Here is a 26120-nt window from a genome sequence, read left to right as displayed (position 1 = left end):
AATCTCCGGCGACATAGCTACAAGCTGGAAAGCACTCGTAGGTGTCGTGACCTTACTAACGTAGCCTAGTTAAAGACTTAGACTGGCTATCTCGTCCACCTTTGTCCAGTGTTTAGCGGATAGCGAACTGTTATAAAAACTTTTGGCTATTATATCATTTCTACTGGGTCTCAAGTGTAAAGGTGAACGGGAGGGCGATCGATCGCAATTAAACTCGATCGCCAACGCCCCTAAGTAGGGAGCCAGAGGCGATCGGCATAGGGCCCGACCTCTGTCCAAGGGCGATCGCGCTCTAACTCTTGACTCGCTTCTACCAGCCATCAGGGCTCTTCTATAGTGCATCCCCTCTCACTTCTAGCTTGCTTAATCCTTTCTCGTCCCTCCTCAGAGGCTTTGAGGGTCGTCGAGGCTTTGAGGGCCGTCACTGTATAATTTACTTATTTATTTGTCAATGTCAGTTTTCGATCGGTTTAGCGATCGCCAACTGAGTTTGTCAAGACGCGAGCAACCAAGAGACAATGATAAGGACTACAACGGGAGCATCCCTATTTCGTAAAAACCGTTCGTTTTTTGTGCTTGAGTGCGATCGTCCCCCACAGCTAAGCCTGTATATGCCAAATTGGCTCTATATTTCCAGGGATCGAGATGTTCGCACTCCAGTCAAAGAAAGCCACTCCTTTTTTAACTAAAAAATTACCCATTAAATAATGACAAAGGATAGCAACCAAATGAGAGATAACATGGATGACATTCCGTCGGGTGGGATAGGCATAAAAGTCCTTGGCAAAATAGCCGATCAGCTAAGCTATACCCGTACTTATGACAGTCGAAACTGTTTGTTCCTGATGAAACATTATCAGCCCCAAGACAGCACTCAAGCTAGTGGTGTTAAGCGACCGATCGATGTTTTAAATAAATGGTTTCAAAAACAACGAGATACCGAATCCGAGGTCAGTTCAAACCAGCCACTTCAAAAAATCAGCCTTACAAGTAATTCTGATATCAAGGCGGTTGCTAAAGTTTTATCTTGGGTCGATCAATTAGAGCATCTACAGATTCCAGAAGCAGTTTTTCACCAATGGAAACTTGCAACAATCGAAGGATTTACAAATGCTGTTCGCCATGCTCATAAAGACCTGCCATTAGCAACTCCAATCGAGTTGGAAATAACAGTATTTCCAGAACGCCTAGAAATCAAAATTTGGGATTGTGGGAAGCCCTTTGACTTGGAAGCAAAACTGCAAGGAGAATTGGCAGAAACAAGTCCGTTTACCTGGAACGAGCTGGGATTTACCCTTCGCTAACATGACTGTACGCACGGGTGACCACAAACCGGGTTTTTTACGAAAAGATGCCTTTTAACCTGCATATTAAGGAAAAAACGCGGTTTCTTTGGTCTATTCCTAAGTCCTAAATTTACCATGAAAAAAGTTTTTTGTCATGACTGCTAATGCAAATGGGGAGACTGCTTCAGCATTGTTTGAATAATTCTAGCTCGATACAGTTGAGTTGACATTTTTAGTCCGAGGGACGAAGCAGTCGCAGTATTTATTTTTCACAGCTTTTTATGTCCAAAATAGTCTTAAATCAAGCGTATTAGTGTATCTGTGAATAAACATTGTCTTATAAATATATGTCGGTACAAATTTGATTAAATTCGCAATTACTAAATTGCAGAGATGGGTTCGCAGACATCCATCAAACCCACAAACAATCTCATAAACTCGCCCTCTCTTTGCCATGATTTACATCAACATCCTACTACGAATTAGCGGTACATTTTTATTTAAGTCCACGCAGCTATATACACAACCCGAAAACCGAGGACGTTAAAGTCGATGTCCGGCGCATCGTAGTAGCGAAAAGCAGAGCGGCAGAGCCACGGACTGAGGAACCACGAACCCCCGCGCAGCATTCGAGCTTGGTAATCCTCATTGGTATTGACCAATAAATCAATACTGTTTTGATAAGGACGATCGTGTCTTGAAATGAAAAGCTTTACACTGTAGGAGTTCCAGCATATCTTGGCATACCTCATCTTTCTGAGAAAGGCTATATACATACAATTCTGAGCGCCGCAATTATCTGTCGATCGTTAAATATTTCCAGCCTGTACTACCTCAACATAGCACTCAAGCTGGTCGTTAGAAGCGATCGAGCGATGTGTTCGGGATTATGGTTACAGGTTCGATCGCAATTCGCGATCGGAAAACTGGGCGGTTGAAACCGCGTCGATACAAACAAAACCCATTCCAAGCGGGTTGAAGTTGAAGAAAACCCGGCGGTTGAAACCGCGTCGATACAAACAAAACCCACTGCAAGCGGGTTGAAGTTGAAGAAAACCGCCGTCCGATCTTATTTTGTCAAAAACCGATTTTCCCACGTCCCATCGGGCAGCCAGATGCCTCCTAGGGTACGAACGCGATCGGGTACCATGCAGTATGTCCAAGCTGTGCCTAAGGGTTTGAGGTGTCGATCGCAAATTTCGATTTCCTGCCGCTGATATTCGTTTTCCGTCGGTTCCCGCTGCGGGTGATAGTCTTCCAGTCTGTCTAAATCGTCCAAAATAGCGGAATTTGCGAAACACAGCAGAAAACCATAGACAGTGCCCTCTCCGGCCACCATCGCAGGATAGCCGATCGGCAGTGCAAAAAGTTGGCCGCGGGCGATCGCGGGCAAAGCATCCACAACCTTTCCCTCGCAGTAGCGCAGATAGTTGCACTCCCCCGGTTTGAGAGTGCCGTAGACAAAGACTTTCATCGGGTAGGGCCTAATCGCTAGTTTTTGCTATATTAGATGCCTAAGCTAATAGTTTAAGTCTCGCGGGCGATCGCGACCGCAATCTTGATAAATTTCGTTGTTTACCCTTTCTTATAATTCATGACTCTAGCAGTTAGTTTTATTGCTTTTGGACTTCAGCCCTTGTACCTGAGCTCTTTTTTGCCCGACTTACCCCTAGACGGCTTGTTTTCCACTCAAGGGATCATGGTGATGCTGCTAGCCGCCTATGCGGGGGCGATGTGGATGTTTCTCACCAGTGCTCCGAAGGTACACACGGTGATGGTATCGGATCTCGCACAGGCGAGGGAGTTCTATGAAGGTATGCTAAGCCTCCCTGTAGCAGAAGTGCCACTGCATTACTACTACAATTACGAACAAACCTTGGGGACAACGGGTATCGACCCCCTGTATTTGTCGCCCAATGTCGGGAGGGGAACGAGCTCTCAAACGATGGGGAGTCCCGAGGGTTTGTGGTATCAGTTGATGAAAAATACTCAACTGCACATTATTAGCGGGGCTGGCGCAGGCGAAAAAAATCGCGAACGTCATGTTTGTTTCGATCGCGATTGTTTGGATCAGCTATTAATGAGAGTACAAACTCGCGGGATTAGTTATAAAATTCGCCGGGAAAAGCCGCTTAATTTTTTGGTTAAGGATTATGATGGGCGCGTGATTGAAATGGCTGAGGTTAGTAATTAGATCGGAGTAGGCGGTTGAAACTCGGCGGTTGAAACTCGGCGGTTGAAACCGCGTCTATACAAACGATGTCCGCCTCCGCGGACTGAAGATAATAACGTAAATTTAACGGCCTGTCTTCAACCCGCGGAGGGGCGTGAGTGTCTGTGTAGCCGCGGTTTCCAACCGCCCGGTTTTCTGCGTTTATGCTTTGTCAATTAATCTTAGCTTCAACATTGGATTTTTCCGCTGTCGCCGCTGCTTTAATCTCTGCAACTGTCTTGCGGCTGAAGAGTTGGAAATACGAAGAAACAAAGAATTCTTTAACTGGGAAAACGATCAAAGTCAAAGGATTAATCGTCACGATGATGTTACGGACATCGGCTTTAGCTTGTTTGACAATTTGCTGCGCTACCCAGTCAGGAGACATAATGCCGATCGGGTTTAAGTTGCTTTTGAACGGCCCTAAAATCAGTTTGCGGACGATACAGGGCGCATCCAGCCGTCGCAGAGTGACTAAATCTCCCAGGGCACGCTTGCTGAGTTCGTACAGGGGACTGACAGCGGGAATCACTTCGGCTTCGGAAGTGTTGATCCAAACTTCTTTGCAAGCTATATTTTCATTAGTGCGAACTGTTAAGAAAAACAGTTCCATCAGCCGCCATGCCGAAAAAGTGTTAATTTCGTAGGAATTTGCGATCGCCTCTCCGGTTCTTTCTTTCTGTAAATTAATCCCGTGATTGATGACGAGAATATCAATTTTTTCTAACAATTTAGCTAAATCAGCCTCTTCGCCAGCCTGCCAAGTTACGGTTTTTACAGGCAAAATCTCGCCGTCTACATTCACAGTAATTTCCTCATTTCCAGAGGAGAGGGCGATAACTTTTGCACCAGCTTTGTGCAGGTGTTTCAGAAGCAAACGCCCCAATGTTCCTGATGCGCCGGTGACGGCGACAGTTTTGCCTTTGAGAGAAAGTGCTGTACCCATAAGTTTATCTATTAAGGTGAAAGTACCGCAATAGTAAGCATTTTGATTGTCGAAATGATGCTTCCAGTGGTAAGGTTTATTCACAAACCATTTACCGGGGATAGTTTGGAAGTTTCCCGGTTGGTGGGTGATGTCGGTTAACTCGTCTGCGCCTTTGATTCCGATCGCGCGGGCGATCGCACTCAACAAAAAGCTTAAAGTATAAATACAACCCGCTGCTGCGCCCCAGTGATATTGCGGCAACGCAAAATAAGCTAAAACCCACAGCAACAAGCCCAAAACCATCATCGCCGCAGCTTCGGGCACATCGTGACGCCAGTGCGCTTGCTTGTAAATTGTCTCGCTGACGGGCGTCAAATTCGGGCGAAAAACCCGGTGATGCCAATTGTGCAGCTTTTGCAGTGGCGGCACATAATGAGACGCGACGTGATAAAAGTCTCGGATGATTTCTGCCCAAAAGACAGAAGCTATTGCTACAGCGCCGACTATCCAGTAATTTACCATGCTCGCACCAGTTTGAAATTTGAGATATTAGATGATTGTCTGCTTTGAAAGATAGCTCAAAATGGCTTTTCTCGCTAGTCTGGCAATTGACTCAGGCGTTTTAAAATCTGCAAAACGCGGTACAATTCATTGCCGGGATTGGAAACAACAAATTCAGGCGATCGGGCATACTGCAAAGTTTCGCCTCTGACTAACTTGACAAAAGAGAAGTTAGCACCTGTGGAAATCATCCCAAAAGTAGGAGTTTCTGGATTCGGATCTGCCAGCATATATGTCAGGAGTTGGGAAAGTGCTTCGTCTGTTGAGAAAGCAAGTTGTTTGGATTCAATTACTGTCACCCATAGGTTTGCTTTCATAATTAAGATATCTATTCTACCTTCGATGATTCTGCCTTCGTCTTCTTCTTGAATGGCGATCGACTTTTCGGCTTTGACTTGAAAAGGAGACTCAAAGAGACCGGCAATAAACAAAATCGGGCTGATGATTGTTAGCTTGACTGCATTCTCCAACACAGGCGGGGTGTCTACTAAGTTAAAGTATATGTCTTGAACGCGATCGAGCAATTGTTTCTCCGAGTCTGTTACTTCGGGCAAGTTTTCTTGCCATTCTCGGAAAAACTCTTGATTCCGCACTCGCTGTAAACCGAAGTTGTCGATTAAATAGCGGAGGTTGATATCTCTTGCTTGTAGTTTTTGCATGATGATTGATAAAAGTTTTTATGGTTATTCATAAGTTTAGCACGATCGGGATTTTGAACCGCAGATAAAGGCAGATTAACGCGGATGTAGGCGAAGCCTTCCCGAAGGGTACGCAGATGAGATACAAGGTGTGTTTATTGGGATTTGCGATCGCCCTTTTCCTGTTTTTGGGCTGCTTGCATTTCCAGTAATTGCGGTACGGTGACAAAACGGTATCCCTGCTGTTTGAGTTTGGGAATAATTGCAGATACGGCCTCGACTGTTTGCTGGCGATCGCCACCACCGTCATGCAACAATACGATCGCCCCTGATGTCGCTTGAGACAGCACAGTACGGGCTATAGCAGCCGCCGGAGGTTGCGAAAAGTCCTTAGGATCGATCGACCACATCACCACCACATAATTTTTCTTTTTGGCGTAATCCGCAAAACCGTTATTTAAGCGCCCACCGGGAGGACGAAACAACAAACTTTTCGCCCCAGTCGATCGATAAATGTGCACTCCTGTATTATCAATTTCATCCGATGCTATTTTTTCCGTGACATTGTGATAAAAGTGATGCCAAGTATGATTGCCGATCGCATTTCCGGCCTTTACTACTTGTTTGGCAATTTCGGGATACTCTCGCAAATTTGCACCCAAGCAGAAAAACGTAGCTACCGCGTTATGTTTCTGCAATATTTTTAATATTTTCAAAGTTTCCGCAGTTGGGCCATCATCAAAAGTCAGGGCAATAACTTTTGAGTCGCTGATACTTGCTTGGTAAACAATTTGTCCGCGAAATTGCGCCGGTGGTGCGAATACTAAAGGTTCTACGACAGGTTTCGGAGACGGAGTTGCGGCGGGAGAAGGAAGTATTTGGGGTTTGGGCGGTTTGAGGAGGTTGGGCGGGGGATTGCCAAAAGGGGGGATTTGGGCTAACGAATTTGAATTCGCAGTTTTTAGGCGATCGGGAAATAGCAAAATTACAGAGATAAAACTGATAATTATAGCGATTTTAAACCACAATTTCTTAGTAAATCTGGTATTCATTGACTGTACTATTTGCGATCGACGCTCTAATTATCGCTTACAGCTTTACCTAAAATTAGTTAAAATCTAAGATACCGACACATCATAATAGGAGAAAAGCCATGATTGCTCCGGCAAATCTCAGCCGCATTACGATCCCCCCTTTGGAAAATGGCGATTTGCTTACCCGTGCCGAATTCGAGCGGCGCTACACAGCCATGCCAGCACTCAAAAAAGCAGAATTGATTGAAGGAATTGTTTATATGGCTTCACCCTTACGCTTTGAACCCCACGCCGAACCCCATGCCGATTTAATGGGCTGGCTGTGGACTTACAAAATTGCTACTCCAGGCGTGCGTCTGGGCGATAATCCCACTGTGCGCCTCGATGTAGATAACGAACCCCAACCCGATGCTGTACTGCTAATTGATGCTCAACGCGGCGGCCAAACTTGCCTTAGCGATGACGGATATATCGAAGGCGCACCCGAATTTGTTGCCGAAATTTCTGCAAGTACCGCTACGATCGATCTGCGCGACAAAAAGCGAGTTTACCGCCGCAATGGAGTCAAAGAATATCTGGTTTGGCAAGTAATGAATCGCCGGATTGATTGGTTTTCATTGCAGGAAGAAGAATATATTTCTCTGCTCCCAGATGCAGCAGGAATTATCCGCAGCCACGTTTTTCCGGGGTTGTGGCTGGCAGTTTCAGCACTCTTGGACGGGGATATGCCAAGTGCGATGGCAACTCTTCAAGCCGGATTAAACAGTGACGCACATCAAGAGTTTGTCCAACAGTTAGCCACATTCCCAAATCCTGCTTAAATATCCCTCAATCTCTTAGTCTGCGGAGGCAGACTTCGTTTGTAGAGTCGCGGTTTCAACCGCCGAGCAATCAAGCCGATAATCAACCCCCATTTGATATTATTTCCTAAAACCGACAAGTTTGCCGTGCCCTTTCATCCTCCGGTTCTTGCCAGCCAAAAGAAAAATGGCTCACCGCATTAATTTGGGGCGTTGCAGCACGAATTGCCCGCATTTGAATCTCCAAAGACGGACGATTTTTTAGAGATTTTCCCCAATCTCCGGCAATAGCAGGAATGATTTTTGCTCCCGGAGGCGCTAAACTCAACGTCCGCTGCACCTGCGGCACAATACAGCTTACATTCCCACAATTGCCGTAAGACATCGCGTGGAATTCCACCCCAGCCGGAAACCTGTCCCAAGGCTGCAATCTCGAATCAAATCCCCCTTGATTTATCTTTTCATTTCCATTAGGAAAAAACACCGCTCCTACAGGAATCCCCATTCTTTGAGCTGGTTGAGTCGCCATCCCAAAAAAATCTAAAATTCCTTGAACTGCGTGAGCAACGCTTAGTTGCCAGAGGTCTTTTTGCAGAATGCCGGTATCGGGAAGCGGCCGTGTTGGTGTCGGTTTTGGTGTGGGAGTTGCAGGGTTTGGCGATTTGGTAGCGGGAGTTATTGAAGCTGCTTTTGATGTGGCATTTCCCCTTCTAGAAGCTGGAGTTGCTACTGGAATGGCTCGCGGAATTCGCCCCTGCCAAAGAGGTTCTTGCTCGGTTGGATACTGTTTGACTACGGCTTGAACGTCATTAGTATTGATAAATCCTTTAGTCAAATATCGCTGAATTAAGTCTCGTCCTTGCTGATTGTTAGCCCGCTGCAAAAGCATTTGCTGCGATGCTGAACCGTAAATCCACAAGTCTTGAACTTTGGTAGCAACTGAGGCAGGCCCGACGCCCCGCACATAACGAATGTAGTCGAATAACATTCCTTGTGGCCTGCGCTTGACTATTTGATTTACTAACAAACTATAGTCTTGCTTTGCTTGCGGATTGTAGGGATCGACAAAGGCGTGGGTGGCATGACTTTCTCCGGTTTGGTCGTCTAAACCTGCGTCTTGAATTACTGTTAAACTTGTCTGATTTTTGCCGTTGAGGGCGAGGGTTTGCTGTCTGTCGGAACGCTGAGCATAGGTATAGCCAAAGTTCATGGTAAATAACCAGGCGTATACTTTTAATCCTCGCTGTTTGCCTTTGGCGATCGCCTTTTCCAACAAATCATACTTTTCGTAGCCGCGATTTCGCAAAACCGAAGGCCAAGCAGTTGGATTATCTGCGGCTGGGAGGAGCACTTGACCGTCGTAAAACACTTCGACGTAGACTTGATTGTAGCCTTTGTTGACAACTTTGTCTAATACGCGATCGATCTCTCCGGGCCTGACATCGCAGGGATATAAACGCAACCAAACTGCTTGGGTTTCGGGCCAAGTTTTTTGGCGGCATTCTGCGATTTCCCGTGCGTGTTTGCTCAAGACGGCAAAATATGCTTGCTGGGATTCCGGTTTTCCTGACAGGGCGGCGCGGCGCAAGTCTTCTTTTTGATTGACTTGCTCTTTGGATAATTGACAATAGGCTGATGTTTCGGCAAAAGCTGGTTGATTTTCGATAAATGGCAAAACAAGCTGGCTGATGAAGCTACTGGTTAAAACAGCAGTTACCGCACTTAAACAGCGTCGCTGGGATTGAAAGTTGGCGATGCGAGTTGGTGCAATTTTCATGGGATAATTGAATCTGGTTTTTTAGTTGAAATTGGGTGGCGATCGCATTTTTGGCGATCGCGCAGACGCACAGCTACAAATTTTCTACTTTTTTTTAGGTTTACCCCGTCCAACAACAGGTGCAAGCCCCCCAATCGAGTTGTGGAGAACCCTAATCTTAGATCAAAGTTAAATTTCCCAGACTAATCTGTGGAGTCAGTCAATCTCAAATCTAAAATGGACTGACCTAGTTATGGCACAAGTCGATCGCACAATGCAAATGTCAATGGCGGCTAACCCTACAGCAAAATCCTGCAAAAAAAGCGCCTGGGTACAGCCGGCGCTAAAAGCAGTTGATATTTCTACTAAAAATTGTTGATTATCAAATATTAAGGATAAAAGATGAATTATTCAAATTATCTTTTATCCCTAATGTTTGAGATTAAGCTCCTCTATTGAGAGCAGATTCTACTTGCTGAAATTCCGACTCAAGACGTTTTTTCAACTTTTCAGGAACGGGACGGTTTGGATAGGAACTGTAATGTCCAGCCAAAGAGTTTAATGCCGTCCGCATTGTGGTGAAAGATGCCAGCTTTGTAAGAGCGGGATCGCGGCGGTATGCTGCGAAAAAATCATTGATACTTGTGCGAGCAGTGGCTTGAGCGGCTGCTTTTTCCGGCGTGCCTTCTGGCAAAGTAAGCGCTGTTCTCAAGCTGGTGACTAATGCTAATGTATCTTTGCTGTAGTCTCCGCTCAGAGTGGCAGGAACATTGGTACAGCCTGCTACGCCGATGACAACAACTAATACCAGAGCTAACAGACGGGAAATGTAATGCTTCATAAGGCTTAGAAAAATGGAGGCGAAAGCGGCAATCAAAATTAACCTTTATCCTATCTCGAATTGACCTAATTATGTCAACTTTTCAAGATTTTTGCATGGATACCATGAAAAGTAAAATTTGTCAATCTCACATAGATTGATATCATATCCGCTCGAACGACCACAATCAAATTGGTTTGATCGTTCGGGCTTTAGTCCGCATCCACTACTAGGACTAAAGTCCTCACTACAAACTATTTTTATTAGGGATAAGTGAGCAGACATAATATGATTTATCAATCTCAACTCTCAAATCTAAAATTGATTGATTTGTCCGGAAACGACGGATAGAATTTGAGTCTGGCGCAGCCACTGACTGTCAAAAGCGCCTAGGTGAGTGGTAGTAATCAGAGTTTGAAATCGTTCTTGAATTGTTTCTAAAAGTTGATTTTGGCGGCTCAGATCGAGTTCTGCAAGTACGTCGTCGAGCAATAGTAAAGGTGCTTCGCCCACGACTTCTTCAATAAGCTGCAATTCGGCTAATTTTAATGCTAGTACGAGAGTTCGCTGCTGACCTTGGGATGCGTACTGGCGCGCTGGAGTATTGTTAATTGTAAATGTAATGTCGTCGCGGTGCGGGCCGACTAAGGTGGTTCCTTGAAATTGTTCTGCGATCGCCCTTTTTTGAATTTTCTCTAAAAATGCTTGCCGCACTCCTTCGAGATTGTCTTTACCGATTAATTCCGAGCTGACTTCAATATTAGCATCGTATTTGACATCTAAAACTTCTGTGGAACCGCTAATTGAACCGTGCCAATTGCGCGCTAAAGGCATCAAACGTTCCAAAATACGATCGCGCCTGCGGATTACCCGAGCCCCGGCTGTCGCCAACTGTGCGTCCCACAAGGCTAATTCTGAACTGGGAATGGGGGATTGGGCATTGGGCATTGGGAATGGGGCATTGGGCATTGGGGATTCTGCGATATTTTGGTCTTCGGGAGTTTCAGATCCGATAAATCGCATTTTGTCCAAACTTTGGGAAAATTCTGTTTTTCTGGTTTCTCTAGAACGTTTTAACAGAGCGTTTCGCTGGCGCAAAATTTGGTTGTACTGGTGCAAAATGTGAGCGTAAATCGGCTCTAGTTGGATGACTAGCCGATCGATCCAGTTGCGCCTTCCTTCGGGCCCGCCGCGTACTAAGTCTAAATCCAAACAGGAAAATTGTACTACATTGATGACGCTCAAGAAGTCTAAATGGCGGCGCAGCGGTTCGCCGTTGAGCTTCAGGCTGCGGCGCGCCCCGGAGCGCAGTGTTAAAGATAAGTCGATCGCTCCGGTTTGACGTTCGAGTGTAGCATCTATTTGGGCGATCGGCTTTGAGTCGAGGATTAAGTCGCGATCGCGCGATACTCTGTGGCTTTTTAATGTCGAAAGCAACTCTACCGCTTCTAACAGGTTAGATTTGCCTTGGGCGTTATTTCCTACTAATATGGTTTTGGGAGCGTCAAAGGCTACCTTTTGATCGAAGTAGTTGCGAAACTGCCGTAGGTGCAGTGTTTTCAAATACATAATATTGTTATTGGTTAGTTGTTATTCGTTATTAGTTATTGGTAATACAGTCATCGTAGGGTGTGCATTGTGTACCTTACCTAATTCAAGGGCAAATCGGTGGAATTCCATTTTTTGCGGATCGTTGTGCTTGCTATGACTTGATGGTGTTGAAAATCTTGCCAAGTGTCAGCGACCTAACGAATAATGAAACAGCGCTCATTATCCGTCAGCCGTTAACACTATTTGCGAGCTTTGTATAAGCGCACGAACAGTTTTTCCATTTCAATCCAGACAAACATTAGGGCGCTGAATCCGAAGCAAATCATCAATTCAAAAGGCGTTAAATAGTGAGTTCCGAAAAATGCTCTCAGCGGTGGAACGTAAATCAACATTAATTGCAAAGCAGTAGTCACAATCACAGCTCCCCACACAAAAACATTAGTGAAGGGATTTAACTCGATCGTTAGCTGAGTGTTAGATCGAATTGCGATCGCATGACCCATTTGCGCTAAACACAGAGTAGTAAATACCATGGTTTTCCAAGCATCTGGATCGCCGTGTCCGGGAGTGTGAGTATATCCGTAAGCCCAGGACATCATCGCGATCGTCAAAATTGCAAAGATAATCCCGATCCGAATCATGTAAGAACCCAAACCCCGGGCAAAAATACTTTCGCGCGGACTGAAAGGAGGTTTTCTCATCACGTTTGGTTCGGCTGGTTCCACGGCTAAGGCCAAAGCCGGAACGCCATCTGTTACTAAGTTCATCCACAAAATTTGGAGGGGCGTCAGCGGTACTCCTCCCAAACCCAATAAAGGTGCAGCGGCAATTGTCAAAACTTCGCCGATGTTGCTGCCCAAAATGTACTTAATAAAGCGGCGAATGTTGGTATAAACAACTCGTCCTTCTTCGGCGGCGGCGACAATTGTTGCGAAGTTGTCGTCGAGGAGTACCATATCGCTAGCTTCTTTACTGACATCGGTGCCGGTAATCCCCATTGCAATGCCGATATCGGCTTGTTTCAAGGCGGGCGCGTCGTTAACTCCGTCGCCTGTCATGGCGACAAATTTGCCTAAACTTTGCAAAGCTTGGACAATCCGCAATTTGTGTTCGGGGGAGACGCGGGCGTAAACGCTGACGTGTTCGACTTGTTGTTTTAGTTGTTCTTGACTGAGCTTTTCTAATTCTTGACCGGTGAGAACTCGATCGCCCTCTGTCGCAATACCTAAATCGTAGGCGATCGCCTGTGCCGTCAACTGGTGATCTCCTGTAATCATCACCACCCGAATCCCTGCATCGCGGCACTTCACCACGGCTTCCCGTACTTCCGGGCGCGGCGCGTCAAGCATACTGACGAGTCCCAGCCAAATCATCTCTTGTTCGCTGATTTCCTCGGAACCTTCGGGCGGCACGTTTTCCCAGATTTTGTATGCAAACCCGAGGACTCGCAAACCCCCGCTTGCCATGTTATTGTTTTCGGCGAGGATGCGATCGCGCATTTCCTGGTTTAAAGGTTGTACTCGATCGCCGACTATAATTCCTTGACAGCGCTCCAAAGTCAACTCGGGAGAACCTTTCGTCAGCATCAAATAATTCTGCTGCTGTCCGTTTGGTGCGGGAAAGCCCGAATGTCCCGAATGTCCGGGTACTTCGCAAATTACGCTCATCCGCTTGCGTTCGGAAGAAAAAGGAAACTCCGCCGTGCGCGGCAGCAATTGAGACTGTTTTTCCCTATAAATGCCTGCTTTTCCCGCTAAAGATAGCAGAGCTCCTTCCGTAGGATCGCCCAAAATCTTCCATTCTTGCTGTTCGTGCTGCAATACTGCGTCGTTGCAAACTGCACAAGCAATTAATAAAGATTCGAGTTCTGGATATTCTTCTAAATTATTAATTTGGGTCGAGGTATGCCGATCGGTAAAATCTCCGATCGGGGCATAGCCGTCGCCTGCAACACTGATAGTGCAGTCGCCTGTAGATAGTAGCTGCACTACCATTTTATTTTGAGTCAGAGTACCTGTTTTGTCGGAACAAATGGTTGTTACCGAACCCAAAGTTTCTACAGCCGGCAGTTTGCGAATTAGAGCGTTTCGCTTCACCATCCGCCTAGTTCCCAGCGCCAAAGTAACTGTGACGACGGCCGCAAGTCCTTCGGGAACGACAGCCACAGCCATGCTGAGAGAAACTTCTAACAATTCTTCAAATCTGCTGGTATCGAACCCAATGCTGCCGTTGTTGAAGGTAATCATCCCACCGATGACGACAATTGCCACTAAGCCTAGGGCGCCGGAGACTAGAACATTTCCCAACTGTCCCATCCGCTGTTGTAGGGGAGTTGGTTCGGTTTCTACTGACTGAAGCATGGCGGCAATTTTGCCCAATTCCGTTTGCATTCCGGTGTTGGTGACGATCGCCTTGGCCCGTCCCTGAACAACTTCTGTCCCCTGAAAAATCAGGTTGAGTCGATCGCCCAACGAAGCATCTTCGGGAAGTTCGAGATCGGCTTGTTTGGTAGCTGCGATCGCTTCTCCCGTCAAAGCAGATTCTCTGACTTGCAGGTTGGAAGCTTCGATCAAGCGCCCGTCTGCTGCTATTTTTACCCCAGCCTCCAACAGCATCACGTCTCCGGGTACGAGTTCCTTGGCTGCGATTTCCGAAGTTTTGCCGTCCCGCAGGACTCGGACTAGGGGGGAAGAGAGGTTTTTGAGGGCTGCGAGGGCTTTTTCGGCACTTTGCTCTTGGAAATAGCCGAGAATGCCGTTGAGTATGACGATCGCAAAAATGGCGATCGCATCTTTCGGAAAAGTATTTGACCTGATATCTAAGAATGCAGAAACCACCGCCACACCTATCAGCATCAACAACATGATGTTGGTGAACTGATCGACAAAAATCGACCAAGCACTGCGGCCTCCTGTTTCTTCGAGTTCATTGGGGCCGTATTGCTGCAAGCGTTCGGACACCTGTTGGCTGCTCAAGCCCCCGTCTTTGTTACTGCTTAGCTGCTGGAGGGTTTTATCAATTGGTACGGTGTGCCAAGAAGATGGAGAATTTGAAGACATAAATTACGATCGAGCATGGGGCAATTAGGGGACTGCGGCCGAACAAGTTACAGCCGATGAATGTGGCTGATGGCAGTAAAAGAGTTTTTAGTTTTGAGTTCTGAATCAAAAACTGCTGAACTTGAGACTCGTATTGGGCCCCGGTTCGATGCCGAGAGAGCAGGAAGCTGTCAACTTCACTGCGTCTGGCGGCTCTCTCGCACCGTTTGTAGACCTACCGCTGATAGCACTTATCCACCTTACAACTAAAAATTAGCAATTTCTCCGGCTTTTACCCAAGACCCAGCGGCTGAGTTTTGTCTTTAAATGGTGATATTTCGTTCAAAAGCTGAGGTTGTGCCGATCGCCCTGCCAATCTGTTGGATTTTACCAACACCACATTCTGCCGACATCCTGCATCGGACATAATTTTTGCTTTTTTCCCTATTCCCCCGGGCTTGTTTTAGCAAAACTTAAATTTTGTTAACTTTTCTTCACTATTCGGCTTTGCCCTGGGAAAGCCAACAGAGGCGATCGGCCCACGGGACAATTCAGGGCGATGGCAGAGTGACAAAAAGGGCGATCGAAGCCAACTCTAGACTTATGTTGTGCTGCATTTGAATTCTATATTTCAAGGGATCGAAACTCGTCAAATCCTTTCCCTGTCTGCCCTAATCCCCGAATCCCATCGGATTTTCTCCCCATCGAACCCTCGAATATCACAGACAATCTCTCGATCGGCAGTTTACCGCTGCAATCTGGCATCTATCCCAGGGATTAGATTTGCCACCACTTGCCCCACATCGATTTACCTTCTCACAGAAATAAGTTTTCGTAATAATTTGTAATAAACAAAGAGGAACCAGCATTGTATAAAGGTTATCAGAGGGTTGAAACGACAGGCGAAAGTTAACAAAAACACTGATTGACAAGGTTTGTCGCATCTCATAAAAGATGTAAAATTTTCTAAGGTTTCTTAAATGTCCGTTGCAATGTCACAATAGTGAAGGTAGCGGAAAGGGAGAGATCGAGCCGGCCAGCGCAAACAAATTTAACTTAACGGTTTTATACCGCAACCAAACTCAATTAACTCAAAGTAGGAGAGTTCGTTCATGTTTGACGCATTTACAAAAGTGGTTTCCCAAGCAGACGCTCGCGGCGAATTTTTGGCTGCTGGCCAACTAGATGCTCTCAGCAGCATGGTTTCTGACGCCAACAAGCGGATTGACGCAGTAAACCGCATCACCGGTAACGCATCCACAATCGTCGCTAATGCAGCTCGCTCTTTGTTTGCTGAACAGCCTCAGTTGATCGCCCCCGGTGGCAACGCATACACCAGCCGCCGTATGGCAGCTTGCTTGCGCGACATGGAAATCATCTTGCGCTACGTAACCTACGCCACATTTGCAGGCGACGCCAGCGTTTTGGACGATCGTTGCTTGAACGGTCTGCGCGAAACATACCAAGCTCTGGGAACTCCAGGTGCATCCGTTGCAACCGGCGTACAAAAAATGAAAGAAGCAGCGATCGCGCTTGCTAACGACCCCAACGGCATTACCCGTGGTGATTGCAGCTCGCTGATGTCCGAAATCGGCAGCTACTTCGACCGCGCAGCTAATGCAGTCGGCTAAAAATAGCGAGCCCGAACATTTCTTCCTGTAAAGAAGCGAGCGATCGCATTATTTGCAAGCAATCATTTTGGTACAAACAAAACAAAACATTAGGGAGACACCAGAACAATGAAAACCCCTTTGACTGAAGCAGTAACCGCCGCCGATTCTCAAGGTCGCTTCCTGAGCAGCACCGAATTGCAAGTAGCCTTCGGTCGTTTCCGCCAAGCAGCAGCAGGTTTGGAAGCAGCCAAGTCTTTGAGCGCCAACTCTGCGCGCTTGATCGACGGTGCAGCTCAAGCTGTGTACAACAAGTTCCCGTACACTCAACAAATGCAAGGGCCAAACTACGCTTCTACCTCAACCGGTAAAGCTAAGTGCTCCCGCGACATCGGCTACTACCTGCGGATGGTAACCTACTGCTTAGTTGCAGGCGGCACAGGTCCAATGGATGAGTACCTGATTGCAGGTATTGACGAAATCAACCGGACATTTGAATTGTCTCCTAGCTGGTATGTTGAAGCTCTCAAGTACATCAAAGCCAACCACGGTTTGAGTGGCGATGCTGCAACTGAAGCCAATTCCTACCTCGACTACGCAGTCAACGCTCTAAGCTAGATTTGCGTGATGCCCGGAAATGTAAGCTGCTGTTAGCTTGAGTGTTAACTGTTGTTTACGATTCCGGGCATCTGCGATCTTAGCGGAGTCTTCCAAATACTTTTTTCAGAACTTTTTAGTTTTTCAAGCATGAAAAGCAGAAAAGTTAGGAATAAAAGCATTTGAAAAAGCGAGACGAGTAGAACTGCGCCCTCGGTGGACGCAAGACGATGCGAAAGCAGTAATTTGTGTCGCTTACAGCCAAGTTTTCGGTAACGAGTATTTAATGTCGAGCGAACGAGTTACCAGTGCCAAATCTTTCCTGCTGGAAGGGCAGATTTCAGTTAAAGATTTTGTGCGGGAGTTCCTGAGTCCGAAACTTATAAAAAAAGTTCGGCAAGCGGAAAACGAGCGAGTCTTTAGACCTTCCATGAAAGCGGCACGGGCGGTTTTAACCGCCGTGAATCTTTCTTGATTTTTCACATTTTTAGCAGTGTAAAAAGGGCTTTTGCCGTTACACTCTATTGTTGGGATGGATACACAGGTGCAAACCTGAGAAGCAAATTCCTACCATATATTAAAGGTACGCGGGGACTCTCGCGTTACCAAGGGCTTAGCCCCTTAAACGCTTGAGGAGCTTGCCCAAAGGCAAGGATAGCAGCCCACCATTTTTTGGTAAGAGGATTGCGCCCAGGAACCCTAGCAATAGGGATATTAAGAACGAAATTTCTTAAGAATCTCAGTCGCGAAGAGCGCTGAGAGTGTCAACGGAAAAAGTTTTTTGAATCGAAGGTTCGGCGGCTAAGTTTTCACCCCAAGTGCGGTGTAGAACTACCGAATATCTCGTGTCTTACGATCGACTTTCGACCCGCTTGCAGCAAATCAACAAACGTGGTGGCAAAGTGGTAAGTATTACCACAGCTTAAAGTTTGTATGTAAAGATGTTTTTTGAAACGTCTTTAGCAAATTAGGATTAATTGATGTGTACATACAAGCTGCGCCGGGAGTGCACCCAAATTTGACACATCTTGGCCTTAGTCCTAAAAATCTCAAGTTCAACCAAGCTTTAAATTTTTGTTATTAATTTAGGAGAAAATCTGGTGGCTATTTCCACAGCAGCGTCCAGACTGGGAACATCCGCATTGAGCGATGCACCTAAGGTAGAATTGCGCCCGAACTACACCAAAGACGACATTGAAACTGTGATTCGTGCAGTTTACCGTCAGGTGCTGGGCAACGACTATTTGATGAAATCCGAGCGCCTGACAAGTGCTGAATCTCTCCTGCGAGACGGCAGTTTAACGGTGCGAGAATTTGTGCGGGCAGTGGCAAAATCGGAACTGTACAAAACCAAGTTTTTGTACAGCAGCTTCCAAACTCGGACGATCGAACTAAACTACAAACACTTGCTCGGTCGCGCTCCCTACGACGAATCTGAAGTAGTTTATCACTTAGATTTGTACCAAACAGAAGGCTACGATGCTGATATTGATTCTTACATCGATTCAGTAGAGTATCAAGAAAGTTTCGGTGATAATATCGTCCCTTACTACCGGGGCTTTAACACTCAGACAGGTCAAAAAACCGTTGGTTTTACCCGGATGTTCCGGCTATATCGCGGCTATGCCAACAGCGATACATCTCAACTCGAAGGAAATAACTCCCGCTTAGCTGTCGAATTAGGCACTAACAGCGCTACTGCTGTAGTTGGGCCTTCTGGTGGCAACGAAGGTTGGGCATACCGGTCTTCGACACAAAACGTAACTCCCAGCAGCGGTTTTGGTGGTGCGGCAGCTTACGGTAAAGAAGGGCGGCTTTTCCGCGTTGAAGTGTCGGGCATTCGGACGGGTGGCTATCCCAGGGTGCGCCACAGCAGCAAGGCGTTTATCGTACCTGGTGAGGATTTGTCCTCGCAAATGCAGAAATTTCAACGCTTGGGCGGGAAAATCGCCAGCATTACTCCAATTTAGTCGTTAGTCATCAGTTATTAGTGCTGTCCCCGCTCGCGAACAGTAGTCATCGGTCGTTAGTCATTAGTAAATTTACTAGAGATTAATGGCCATTGGCTAAGGTCTAATAGCTAGTGTAATCCGACTAGATGCAGAAATCAATTTTTTATGATTGTCCGGTTCTGTGCGATCGCAGAATCATTGCCTGCATCATCGTCGGATCATAATTAATAGCAAAGTCCGCTAGAACGGGCGATTTTAATCGCCGAGTTTCCCCAACCCGCGCAGGCGGGTTTCGTTTGTCTAGACGCGATTTCAATCGCCGAGTTTCCCCAACCCGCGCAGGCGGGTTTTGTTTGTCTAGCAGCGATTTCAATCGCCGATTTCCCTAATCACTATGAATTATGACTATGAATTATGATGAATCCGACTCACCACCAGCGGGTGTAGCTGAGGGCGAGTCTTTAACAATAGAACAGGCGATCGCAAATTTGCATTCCCAAGACTACAGTCTCCGCTATTATGCTGCTTGGTGGGTAGGCAGATTTCGAGTCAAGGAACCCGCAGCAATTGCAGCTTTGATTGCCGCCTTGCAAGAAGAATCAGAACAAACAAAAATTGGCGACTATTCCCTACTGCGAAATGCGGCACGAGCTCTAGGAAAATTGGGCGATAAACAAGCCTTGCCGGCGCTAACTCGCTGTTTGGAATGCGCGGATTATTACGTGCGGGAAGCGGCGGCTCAAGCTCTAGAAATGCTGGGCGATCGCGATTCCATTCCACCGCTGATGAAACTCTTAGATGGGGGCGTAGCTGTAGCCCTGCGAGTGCCTGGAAAATCGCACCTCGTGCAGCCTTACGACTCGGTAATTGAAGCTTTGGGTACGCTGGAAGCGACAGAGGCAATACCGCTAATTTCACCTTTTTTAGAGCATTCTGTGGAGCGGGTGCAGTACGCTTCGGCGCGAGCGATGTATCAGTTGACTGGCGATCGCATTTACGGAGATCGGTTGGTAACTGCTTTGAATGGGGATAATTTGCAGTTGAGGCGATCGGCTTTGATGGACTTGGGGGCGATCGGCTATTTGCCCTCAGCGCCCGCTATTGCTGAAACTTTAGCAGAAAATAGCATGAAATTGATTGCGCTAAAAGGAGTTTTGGAGCATCACCTCAATCAACAACCATCTCTATCTTTGTCAGATGAAGCGATCCAAGTTATGAATTTAATGGATAGCCTTTTGTAAATAGTCCAGGGAACTATGATAGCAATTTTTTTTAAATTTATGCAGCAGTATATAGCCTTTCTCAGAAAGATGAGGTATGACTGACAGCTTATATAACCGCTTAAATCAAGAGGGCCCAAGCCCAACAACGTCCGCGAATCTTTGTGAGAACCGCTATAAGCTATCGTTGAGATGCAAAGGCTATCCGCATCCAGTGAGCGAGAACATTATGCCACTTCGCTCGATCGTGTCAGTAGTAGTTGCCAGATTGTGGATTGGTGTTTAACATTAAGTCAGAATGTGCAAACCGAAACACATTGAGGATTATTTATGGTTCAGATCGATCGGTCGAATACCGCGATCGTTTGGCTAGATTTGTATACGGTTGCTCAGAGACATCAATCGGGATTAGTCAATGCGATCGAAGAACAAATCAAATCCTGGAAGTCAAATTCCGACTTTGTATCGGCTAGCGTGCATCAAAGCTTAGATGGGGTTCGCGTCTTCACTTACAGTCAATGGCAACCCAAGTTCGATCGGCGCAGTTTGCAGCCTCCGGTGGTGTTGAGTGAGTTTTTTCCGCCCGACTCAGTGCAGTTAGAGGTGTCGGCAAGTAAATCGATATCGGCAGAAGTTGAGATTGTTGTAGGAGAGCGCATTACCCATCTGGCGGAGTTTCGGATGATGCCATCGAATCAACCAGAAATGGTGAAGCGAACGACGACGGAACTCGATCGAGCAATGAATAATTCACCAGGACTTATATCGGCAACGTTTCATCGCAGTTTAGACGGAACCCGGATGTTCAATTACGGACAGTGGGAGAGTCAAGAGGCGTTTGAAGCAATTTTGAAGCAAGCAGGATTTAATCCCGACAAACCCTATTGGGAAGGATTAGCACGAAACGAGTTTCATCTCTATCATGTCGTCCACTCGGAGGTTTCAAATGCCTATTGTTAACCAAGTTAATGGCTTACTAGCTGAGTTCGCCATATTTCCTGTAGAACCTGAGAGCCAAGCAAGTTTAGTAGAATACGTAATTCAAAATATCGAGTCTGTTCTCAAACACAAGGAAGGATTTGCCTCTGGTTCAGTTCTCCGTAGCCGTGATGGATTGCGAGTTACAAGCTATGTTCAATGGGCGGATCAAGAATCTTATGCCGCTACTCAACCCTTCACAGATTTTGCACTTCCAGATGTTCAACTGTTTGAAATCTTTGCCGCAGAACCTAAAGATAGCGAGTTGCATCTCTCGCCGAGCATGGATGGACTTATCAACTTCGGAATTTTCAAGATGAAGCAGCCCGAAAATCAGCCTCGGTTTATTGAGTTATTTCGACAGGCACTTGAGATGGTGTCAGGACAAGCGGGACTGATTTCAACCCATGCTCACCGCAGTTTGGATGGATGGCGTTGCATCAATTTTGGACATTGGCGATCGCTAGAAGAATATACAGCGATGGATTCAAACCGCCCGTTCTCTCCTATTTTTGGAGAAATGCTCGACTTAGCGAATAACGAGTACCAGAAGACATTGCATGAAGTAGTTTTCACCACTTGATTAGTTATTAGACTTCTTCCAAAAATAGTTAGGACGTTGCTCCCAACAGCGTCCCAAAATTTGATTAAAATGACTGAGGCAAGAAATCTATTATTTTGAGACAAGGTAAGGGATCGTAGCACAACGTTCCCGATCGCCAAACGCAGATAACTTTTGCAAATTATCGTCTGTTCATAGACTGCCAAAGTCGGAACAAGCAATAGAGATCGATTTCAAGGATTCTCGCAGAAAACCGGGTTTCTGGCTATCCGTGCATAATTCATATATTCTTAAAATTAGCAATCTCCAACCTCAAATTGTTTGTAAACCTGTTGTAAATACTATAAATAAATGGCATTAGAACTAATTCGCGCCGTCGAACAAGCAGATTCTTCCGAAGGCTTGTTAAACGCAGTCAAAGCACTGGCGGCTGCTGACTCAAAAGCAGCAATTCCTACCTTAATTACAGTCCTCGGCTACAACAACCCAGGTGCCGCCGTGGCCGCCGTTGACGGACTAATTCAACTCGGAGAACCTGCGGTGCTGCCGCTGCTAGAACAGCTTGACGGCTACAATTACGGAGCGAGAGCTTGGGCTGTTCGGGCTTTGGCGGGAATTGGCGATCCTAGGGGTTTAGAGATTTTGCTGGATGCGGCGGCGAATGACTTTGCTTTGAGCGTGCGGCGGGCGGCGGCTAGGGGTTTGGGGACGATTTGCTGGGAATTGATGCCGACAGAACAAGTTTTAGAGGCTCAAAATCGCACTGTGAAAACGCTGCTGCAAGCGTCCCGAGATCCGGAATGGGTGGTTCGCTACGCAGCGGCGGGAGGTTTGCAAGCTTTGGCTGGTGCTGCGACTGTTAAACCGGATTGGTTAGCGGAAGTTTCGGCAAAACTTGAGGAAATAGCCCAAAGCGATGAAACTTTGGCAGTTAGAGCCCGGGCTTTGCTTGCTAAGGAAAAATTGTCATTTGGCTAGGGTTTGGGCGATCGTCTCTTCCAAGTCCCTTTGTGTGAGAGTGGTTAATATAAAGACTTCTTGTACGGTTTTGCCTTGTCTGGCAATGATTTTAAATCCCCCGCGAATGGGTACTGACACTCTTAATGTCATGTGGGGGATGTGTCCTTTAACTTTGTTAATGACGCCTGGGGTAACGGTTTGAATGCCCATTATGAGAGTGAGGCGCTCTAAAATTGGTATCAAACCGGGAAGGTGGGTAGAGTGATTCCAAACTAGGCGGCCTTTGGGTTGTGCCTTCATGACTTTTTTACCAAATCAACATACCCAGTCTAAGTCACCTCCGGCTGGAACCAATTTGATATTCCCTGAATTTATGTATCAGTAATGTTACTGCGGGCGTCATTGGGAGCAAAGCGATGCAATCTCAAAGCGAGATTTTTGATTCCTGGCGCGCGAGCTGAGATTTGAGCGGGCGGAATTGTCTTGTATTTTTTGATATTTTGGGTTGGTAACTGTCGGTTTTTCTAGTTGAGTTGCGATCGCCCCGAGGATTTCTGTCATGCTGCAAGGTTTCTTGAGATAGCCGTCTGCTTTGAGTTCGAGGGCTTTTTCCATTTCGGAGGCTGTCAGAAAAATAAACGGAATGCTGGCGGTTACAGGGTGCGATCGCAAAATCGCGAAAACTTCAAAGCCGTTGAATTCCGGCATCATGACATCAGACAAGATTAGATCGGGAATTTGGGCGATCGCTAACTCGACACCAAGTTTTCCGTTTTCGGCGCCGACAGCTTCAAAATCGCCCAAGTTCAGAATTTCTAAAACGGTTTCTCGGATTAAGTTATTGTCTTCAATTACTAATATTTTTGGCATTTGTTGGGTCTGGCTATTTATTTTGTTTGTATTTCTATGTGATAATTTTCCCAGATGGCTGTTAATAAATTCAATAGGGTTATTGCAAAAAACCGTTTTTTATGGGTTAAGTGCTCTCTCGTCTCCGCTGGTATCGCAAGTGTTAAAAATCTCCGGTAAAACTCTGCCATTGAAACCGTTAGAGAGTCAAAGTCTCCTCCCATCAGAGGGAGACTAAAGAATCAAGAGGATACCAAAACAGTAATTAGTATCATTTGTTACACGGTATCTAAGTTCTATAAAAATTGTTCAGTCGCGCGGCGGATTAAGTTTTTTTCAAAAATAATTGGTTGAAAGCCTCTCCCTTTGAGGGAGAAATAAAAATCAGACTATTCATTACTCGAATCCTCGGACTTCTAGGTAGAGGTCGCTCTCAAACTGTCAACTGTCAACTGTCAACTGTCAACTGTTGAACAAATCCTGGTTTACTACCAGGCGAGCATCGAGAATCTCACTTTTGTAAAAAAATACAAAACTGAGATGCTCCGACTACTGAACGCTGATTTTTCTCCTCTCTCTATTCAACAATAGAGGGGTTTTTAACCCGGATTTTGCACTAAGCTGTTGTGCATTTAAATTGTATATTTCGAGTACCGAACAACAATCGTCAAATCCTGTCCTTATCGGACTCTGAATTACCATACACAATCTAGATGCACAACAGCTTACTCGACTCGATCGGAGTTCGCGTTAGCCGTGCAGCGGCGAAGATAATCGTTGAAATGCTCTTGTTCTTCGCTGCTAAAGTCGGACAAGATTTGTGCTTCAATCTCATTGGCAATACGATCGCCCTCGCGCAGCAGTGCTTCACCACTCGGGGTAATGTAGCTTTTGACCGATCGACCCCGCGAAGGTGCGCGGCGAAAAATTAGCCCTGCTTGTTCCAAACGTTGCAACATGGTTGCTACCGCTTGGGGACTCACGCGGGCAAAGCGGGCGATGTCCGCACCGTTTGCCCCCGGATGTTCCCGCAAAATTCGCAGCGTGTCCCACTGCGGCCCGCTCAGCCCGTAGGCCGAGAGCCTTGTCTCGAAAGCAGCGTTAACTGCCCAGTAGCTTTGCAGAAAATTGATGATTGTGGACTTATTGGAGGATTGATTCACTTCGACTTCGTGCTTGAGGCAAGCTGTGACGGGCATTTATCTTACATTCTGACTTTTTTTGCACAAAGTTTCTGATTCTGGTTGCATATCTCAATATGTTGATATATGATGGCAAATATCAACATATTGAGATACGTCGAGTTCCTGTTAAGGCTGCATTCCGCGCGCAGATGCCGCCTGAGGATTGCTCGCAACCAGAATCCACATGAACCTTAACTTACTGTCAAAGTCAAGTAGATGGACGATCGCCCCAATCTTAGCCGCGATTGCGATTACAGGCGGAGGGGCTTTCTATGCAATCCAGCAGTTTGGGCCGACGAGTAAACCCTCTGAATTAGCACCGACGCTTCCCATCCCGAAGCAAGTTGTGACTTTGGGGCGTTTAGAACCGGTGGGCGAAGTAATTCGCGTGTCGGTACCAGCGGTGATGAGCAACGATCGCATATCTCAACTGCTGGTGCAGCGGGGCGATCGGGTTGAGGCCGATCGGGCGATCGCAGTTATGGACTCGCGCGATCGGCTGGAAGATGAAGTGCAACAAGCCAAAGAACAAGTTAATATCGCTCGCGCAAAGCTAGCTCAAGTTAAAGCAGGAGCGAAACCGGGCGAAATTGCAGCGCGGCGGGCAACGGTTTCTCGCTTGCAAGCAGAACTTGCAGGACAAATTAGCGCTCAGCGAGCCGAAATTGCTCGTTTGACGGCTCAATTGGAAGGGGAAAGTACGGCTCAGCAAGCGGCGATCGATCGCTTGCGAGCCGAACTGCAAGGACAGAAACAAGCTTTGAAGGCAACAGTCGATCGAGTTGGGGCGGAGACGCGAAATGCTCGATCGGACTTGCAGCGCTACGAATCGCTGTACCGAGAAGGCGCTGTTTCTAGTCAAGAAGTCGATCGCAAACGCCTGAGTGCGGAAACTTCCGCGCAACAATTTTTGGAAAGTCAAGCAAATCGATCGAGGGCGATCGCAACTTTGGCAGAACAAATTAATGAAGCCAAAGCCAACCGAGACAAAACAATCGCAACTTTGGCAGAACAAATTAATGAAGCCAAAGCCAACCGAGACAAAACAATCGCAACTTTGGCAGAACAAATTAACGAAGCCAAAGCAACGCTTTCACAAACAGCAGAAGTTCGCTTCACCGACGTACAAGCAGCAGCAGCAGAAGTTAGCAACGCTCGTGCCTCTCTCAAACGCGCTGAAACTTCCTTAACAAAAGCCTACATCCGCACTCCCGCAGCAGGTCGCATTCTCGAAATTTACGCCAAACCGGGAGAAGTTGTTGGCTCAAAAGGTATCGCCGATTTGGGTCAAACCGATCGAATGCAAGTAGTTGCAGAAGTCTATCAAACTGATATCAGCAAAATTCGTACTGGTCAAAAAGTTATTATTACCAGTCAATCATTCAGTGGTGAAATATCTGGAATAGTTAGACAAATTGGACTGCAAGTTACTCAGCAAGAAATTAGCAGCAATACACCTGGAGAGAATCTAGACCGTCGAGTAGTAGAAGTCAGAATTAACCTGAATGCTGAAGGTAGTAAGCGAGTTGCAGATTTGACTAACTTGCAAGTTCAGGTAGCCATTGATTTTTAGCTTTTCCATGA

The 26120-nt window shown here is 46.5% G+C and carries 27 protein-coding genes; 14 read left to right on the top strand and 13 right to left on the bottom strand.

Annotation, left to right across the window (positions count from 1 at the left end):
- Positions 1–728 precede the first annotated feature (728 nt).
- On the top strand, positions 729–1304 hold the full coding sequence (locus JGK07_RS27200; protein ID WP_293187194.1) for an ATP-binding protein: 576 nt from the start codon (positions 729–731) through the stop codon (positions 1302–1304).
- Positions 1305–1786: 482 nt separating this feature from the next.
- Here JGK07_RS27200 and JGK07_RS27195 read toward each other — a convergent pair whose 3' ends face one another.
- Both JGK07_RS27195 and JGK07_RS27190 read right to left on the bottom strand, forming a co-directional pair.
- Positions 1787–2062: an SUMF1/EgtB/PvdO family nonheme iron enzyme gene (locus tag JGK07_RS27195; RefSeq protein ID WP_293187195.1), complete on the bottom strand. Its 276-nt coding sequence runs from the start codon at positions 2060–2062 to the stop codon at positions 1787–1789.
- 293 nt (positions 2063–2355) lie between these two features.
- On the bottom strand, positions 2356–2760 hold the full coding sequence (locus tag JGK07_RS27190) for a gamma-glutamylcyclotransferase (protein WP_293197506.1): 405 nt from the start codon (positions 2758–2760) through the stop codon (positions 2356–2358).
- 120 nt (positions 2761–2880) lie between these two features.
- On the opposite strand from JGK07_RS27190, the gene JGK07_RS27185 reads away from it, so the two are divergent.
- On the top strand, positions 2881–3480 hold the full coding sequence (locus JGK07_RS27185) for a glyoxalase-like domain protein (RefSeq protein ID WP_293184172.1): 600 nt from the start codon (positions 2881–2883) through the stop codon (positions 3478–3480).
- A gap of 190 nt (positions 3481–3670) precedes the next feature.
- On the opposite strand, the gene JGK07_RS27180 is transcribed toward JGK07_RS27185, so the two are convergent.
- From JGK07_RS27180 to JGK07_RS27170, 3 genes are all read right to left on the bottom strand, one after another.
- Positions 3671–4948 carry a bifunctional sterol desaturase/short chain dehydrogenase gene (locus JGK07_RS27180; protein WP_293189835.1) on the bottom strand — a complete coding sequence of 426 codons (1278 nt, stop codon included), beginning with the start codon at positions 4946–4948 and terminating at the stop codon, positions 3671–3673.
- Between the two features lie 74 nt (positions 4949–5022).
- A complete protein-coding gene (locus JGK07_RS27175; protein WP_293184168.1) occupies positions 5023–5646 on the bottom strand; it encodes a restriction endonuclease subunit R in 624 nt (207 codons plus the stop codon).
- Positions 5647–5780: 134 nt separating this feature from the next.
- Positions 5781–6677, bottom strand: coding sequence for a polysaccharide deacetylase family protein (locus tag JGK07_RS27170; RefSeq protein WP_293184166.1), 897 nt, complete (start codon positions 6675–6677; stop codon positions 5781–5783).
- Between the two features lie 101 nt (positions 6678–6778).
- Between JGK07_RS27170 and JGK07_RS27165 the strand changes: the two genes are divergently transcribed.
- Complete coding sequence (locus JGK07_RS27165) at positions 6779–7480, top strand: Uma2 family endonuclease (RefSeq protein WP_293224973.1); 702 nt, start codon at positions 6779–6781, stop codon at positions 7478–7480.
- A 106-nt stretch (positions 7481–7586) separates the two neighbouring features.
- Here JGK07_RS27165 and JGK07_RS27160 read toward each other — a convergent pair whose 3' ends face one another.
- The 5 genes from JGK07_RS27160 to JGK07_RS27140 form a co-directional block, all read right to left on the bottom strand.
- Positions 7587–9236, bottom strand: a complete 1650-nt coding sequence (locus JGK07_RS27160) for a family 10 glycosylhydrolase (protein ID WP_293206919.1) — start codon at positions 9234–9236, stop codon at positions 7587–7589.
- A 421-nt stretch (positions 9237–9657) separates the two neighbouring features.
- Entirely contained in the window at positions 9658–10056 is a 399-nt protein-coding gene (gene psb27, locus JGK07_RS27155; RefSeq protein WP_293184160.1) for a photosystem II protein Psb27, read from the bottom strand.
- Between the two features lie 294 nt (positions 10057–10350).
- Positions 10351–11604, bottom strand: a complete 1254-nt coding sequence (locus JGK07_RS27150; RefSeq protein WP_293184158.1) for a DNA replication/repair protein RecF — start codon at positions 11602–11604, stop codon at positions 10351–10353.
- Between the two features lie 221 nt (positions 11605–11825).
- Entirely contained in the window at positions 11826–14645 is a 2820-nt protein-coding gene (locus JGK07_RS27145; RefSeq protein ID WP_293184156.1) for a cation-transporting P-type ATPase, read from the bottom strand.
- A gap of 271 nt (positions 14646–14916) precedes the next feature.
- Positions 14917–15051 carry a hypothetical protein gene (locus tag JGK07_RS27140; RefSeq protein WP_293184154.1) on the bottom strand — a complete coding sequence of 45 codons (135 nt, stop codon included), beginning with the start codon at positions 15049–15051 and terminating at the stop codon, positions 14917–14919.
- A gap of 53 nt (positions 15052–15104) precedes the next feature.
- On the opposite strand from JGK07_RS27140, the gene JGK07_RS27135 reads away from it, so the two are divergent.
- From JGK07_RS27135 to JGK07_RS27090, 10 genes are all read left to right on the top strand, one after another.
- A complete protein-coding gene (locus JGK07_RS27135; RefSeq protein ID WP_293184152.1) occupies positions 15105–15245 on the top strand; it encodes a hypothetical protein in 141 nt (46 codons plus the stop codon).
- A gap of 491 nt (positions 15246–15736) precedes the next feature.
- Entirely contained in the window at positions 15737–16255 is a 519-nt protein-coding gene (locus tag JGK07_RS27130; protein ID WP_293184150.1) for a phycocyanin subunit beta, read from the top strand.
- A 108-nt stretch (positions 16256–16363) separates the two neighbouring features.
- On the top strand, positions 16364–16852 hold the full coding sequence (gene cpcA, locus JGK07_RS27125) for a phycocyanin subunit alpha (RefSeq protein ID WP_293184148.1): 489 nt from the start codon (positions 16364–16366) through the stop codon (positions 16850–16852).
- Positions 16853–17003: 151 nt separating this feature from the next.
- On the top strand, positions 17004–17306 hold the full coding sequence (locus JGK07_RS27120; RefSeq protein WP_363319182.1) for a phycobilisome rod-core linker polypeptide: 303 nt from the start codon (positions 17004–17006) through the stop codon (positions 17304–17306).
- Between the two features lie 343 nt (positions 17307–17649).
- Positions 17650–17757 carry a phycobilisome linker polypeptide gene (locus JGK07_RS27115; protein WP_293184146.1) on the top strand — a complete coding sequence of 36 codons (108 nt, stop codon included), beginning with the start codon at positions 17650–17652 and terminating at the stop codon, positions 17755–17757.
- 174 nt (positions 17758–17931) lie between these two features.
- Positions 17932–18801, top strand: a complete 870-nt coding sequence (locus JGK07_RS27110) for a phycobilisome linker polypeptide (RefSeq protein WP_293206917.1) — start codon at positions 17932–17934, stop codon at positions 18799–18801.
- Positions 18802–19184: 383 nt separating this feature from the next.
- A complete protein-coding gene (locus JGK07_RS27105; protein ID WP_293206915.1) occupies positions 19185–20024 on the top strand; it encodes a HEAT repeat domain-containing protein in 840 nt (279 codons plus the stop codon).
- Between the two features lie 309 nt (positions 20025–20333).
- Positions 20334–20963 (top strand): antibiotic biosynthesis monooxygenase, encoded by a 630-nt coding sequence (locus tag JGK07_RS27100; RefSeq protein ID WP_293206913.1) that lies wholly within the window; start codon positions 20334–20336, stop codon positions 20961–20963.
- Positions 20950–21564 (top strand): antibiotic biosynthesis monooxygenase, encoded by a 615-nt coding sequence (locus JGK07_RS27095; RefSeq protein WP_293206911.1) that lies wholly within the window; start codon positions 20950–20952, stop codon positions 21562–21564. Before JGK07_RS27100 ends, JGK07_RS27095 begins: the two co-directional genes overlap by 14 nt.
- Positions 21565–21894: 330 nt before the next feature.
- Complete coding sequence (locus tag JGK07_RS27090; protein WP_293197502.1) at positions 21895–22521, top strand: HEAT repeat domain-containing protein; 627 nt, start codon at positions 21895–21897, stop codon at positions 22519–22521.
- Here the strand turns inward: JGK07_RS27090 and JGK07_RS27085 are convergent.
- From JGK07_RS27085 to JGK07_RS27075, 3 genes are all read right to left on the bottom strand, one after another.
- On the bottom strand, positions 22510–22803 hold the full coding sequence (locus JGK07_RS27085; RefSeq protein ID WP_293184136.1) for a DUF2103 domain-containing protein: 294 nt from the start codon (positions 22801–22803) through the stop codon (positions 22510–22512). The genes JGK07_RS27090 and JGK07_RS27085 overlap by 12 nt on opposite strands.
- Before the next feature lie 99 nt (positions 22804–22902).
- Positions 22903–23373: a response regulator gene (locus tag JGK07_RS27080; RefSeq protein WP_293197498.1), complete on the bottom strand. Its 471-nt coding sequence runs from the start codon at positions 23371–23373 to the stop codon at positions 22903–22905.
- Positions 23374–24077: 704 nt separating this feature from the next.
- Positions 24078–24551, bottom strand: a complete 474-nt coding sequence (locus JGK07_RS27075) for a MarR family transcriptional regulator (protein WP_293197497.1) — start codon at positions 24549–24551, stop codon at positions 24078–24080.
- 169 nt (positions 24552–24720) lie between these two features.
- On the opposite strand from JGK07_RS27075, the gene JGK07_RS27070 reads away from it, so the two are divergent.
- Entirely contained in the window at positions 24721–26109 is a 1389-nt protein-coding gene (locus tag JGK07_RS27070) for an HlyD family efflux transporter periplasmic adaptor subunit (RefSeq protein ID WP_293224979.1), read from the top strand.
- Positions 26110–26120: the final 11 nt, after the last annotated feature.

It is taken from the genome of Microcoleus sp. PH2017_24_DOB_U_A, assembly GCF_020738205.1.
GTDB lineage: Bacteria > Cyanobacteriota > Cyanobacteriia > Cyanobacteriales > Microcoleaceae > Microcoleus.
This window is presented reverse-complemented; position numbering and strand designations above follow the sequence as displayed.

What these genes read in the sequence shown, in the direction of transcription:
- JGK07_RS27200 (WP_293187194.1), top strand. Translation starts at nt 729, where the DNA reads ATGAGAGATAACATGGATGACATTCCGTCGGGTGGGATAGGCATAAAA.
- JGK07_RS27195 (WP_293187195.1), bottom strand. Translation starts at nt 2,062, where the DNA reads ATGTATATAGCCTTTCTCAGAAAGATGAGGTATGCCAAGATATGCTGG.
- JGK07_RS27190 (WP_293197506.1), bottom strand. Translation starts at nt 2,760, where the DNA reads ATGAAAGTCTTTGTCTACGGCACTCTCAAACCGGGGGAGTGCAACTAT.
- JGK07_RS27185 (WP_293184172.1), top strand. Translation starts at nt 2,881, where the DNA reads ATGACTCTAGCAGTTAGTTTTATTGCTTTTGGACTTCAGCCCTTGTAC.
- JGK07_RS27180 (WP_293189835.1), bottom strand. Translation starts at nt 4,948, where the DNA reads ATGGTAAATTACTGGATAGTCGGCGCTGTAGCAATAGCTTCTGTCTTT.
- JGK07_RS27175 (WP_293184168.1), bottom strand. Translation starts at nt 5,646, where the DNA reads ATGCAAAAACTACAAGCAAGAGATATCAACCTCCGCTATTTAATCGAC.
- JGK07_RS27170 (WP_293184166.1), bottom strand. Translation starts at nt 6,677, where the DNA reads ATGAATACCAGATTTACTAAGAAATTGTGGTTTAAAATCGCTATAATT.
- JGK07_RS27165 (WP_293224973.1), top strand. Translation starts at nt 6,779, where the DNA reads ATGATTGCTCCGGCAAATCTCAGCCGCATTACGATCCCCCCTTTGGAA.
- JGK07_RS27160 (WP_293206919.1), bottom strand. Translation starts at nt 9,236, where the DNA reads ATGAAAATTGCACCAACTCGCATCGCCAACTTTCAATCCCAGCGACGC.
- psb27 (WP_293184160.1), bottom strand. Translation starts at nt 10,056, where the DNA reads ATGAAGCATTACATTTCCCGTCTGTTAGCTCTGGTATTAGTTGTTGTC.
- JGK07_RS27150 (WP_293184158.1), bottom strand. Translation starts at nt 11,604, where the DNA reads ATGTATTTGAAAACACTGCACCTACGGCAGTTTCGCAACTACTTCGAT.
- JGK07_RS27145 (WP_293184156.1), bottom strand. Translation starts at nt 14,645, where the DNA reads ATGTCTTCAAATTCTCCATCTTCTTGGCACACCGTACCAATTGATAAA.
- JGK07_RS27140 (WP_293184154.1), bottom strand. Translation starts at nt 15,051, where the DNA reads ATGTCCGATGCAGGATGTCGGCAGAATGTGGTGTTGGTAAAATCCAAC.
- JGK07_RS27130 (WP_293184150.1), top strand. Translation starts at nt 15,737, where the DNA reads ATGTTTGACGCATTTACAAAAGTGGTTTCCCAAGCAGACGCTCGCGGC.
- cpcA (WP_293184148.1), top strand. Translation starts at nt 16,364, where the DNA reads ATGAAAACCCCTTTGACTGAAGCAGTAACCGCCGCCGATTCTCAAGGT.
- JGK07_RS27105 (WP_293206915.1), top strand. Translation starts at nt 19,185, where the DNA reads ATGACTATGAATTATGATGAATCCGACTCACCACCAGCGGGTGTAGCT.
- JGK07_RS27100 (WP_293206913.1), top strand. Translation starts at nt 20,334, where the DNA reads ATGGTTCAGATCGATCGGTCGAATACCGCGATCGTTTGGCTAGATTTG.
- JGK07_RS27095 (WP_293206911.1), top strand. Translation starts at nt 20,950, where the DNA reads ATGCCTATTGTTAACCAAGTTAATGGCTTACTAGCTGAGTTCGCCATA.
- JGK07_RS27090 (WP_293197502.1), top strand. Translation starts at nt 21,895, where the DNA reads ATGGCATTAGAACTAATTCGCGCCGTCGAACAAGCAGATTCTTCCGAA.
- JGK07_RS27085 (WP_293184136.1), bottom strand. Translation starts at nt 22,803, where the DNA reads ATGAAGGCACAACCCAAAGGCCGCCTAGTTTGGAATCACTCTACCCAC.
- JGK07_RS27080 (WP_293197498.1), bottom strand. Translation starts at nt 23,373, where the DNA reads ATGCCAAAAATATTAGTAATTGAAGACAATAACTTAATCCGAGAAACC.
- JGK07_RS27075 (WP_293197497.1), bottom strand. Translation starts at nt 24,551, where the DNA reads ATGCCCGTCACAGCTTGCCTCAAGCACGAAGTCGAAGTGAATCAATCC.
- JGK07_RS27070 (WP_293224979.1), top strand. Translation starts at nt 24,721, where the DNA reads ATGAACCTTAACTTACTGTCAAAGTCAAGTAGATGGACGATCGCCCCA.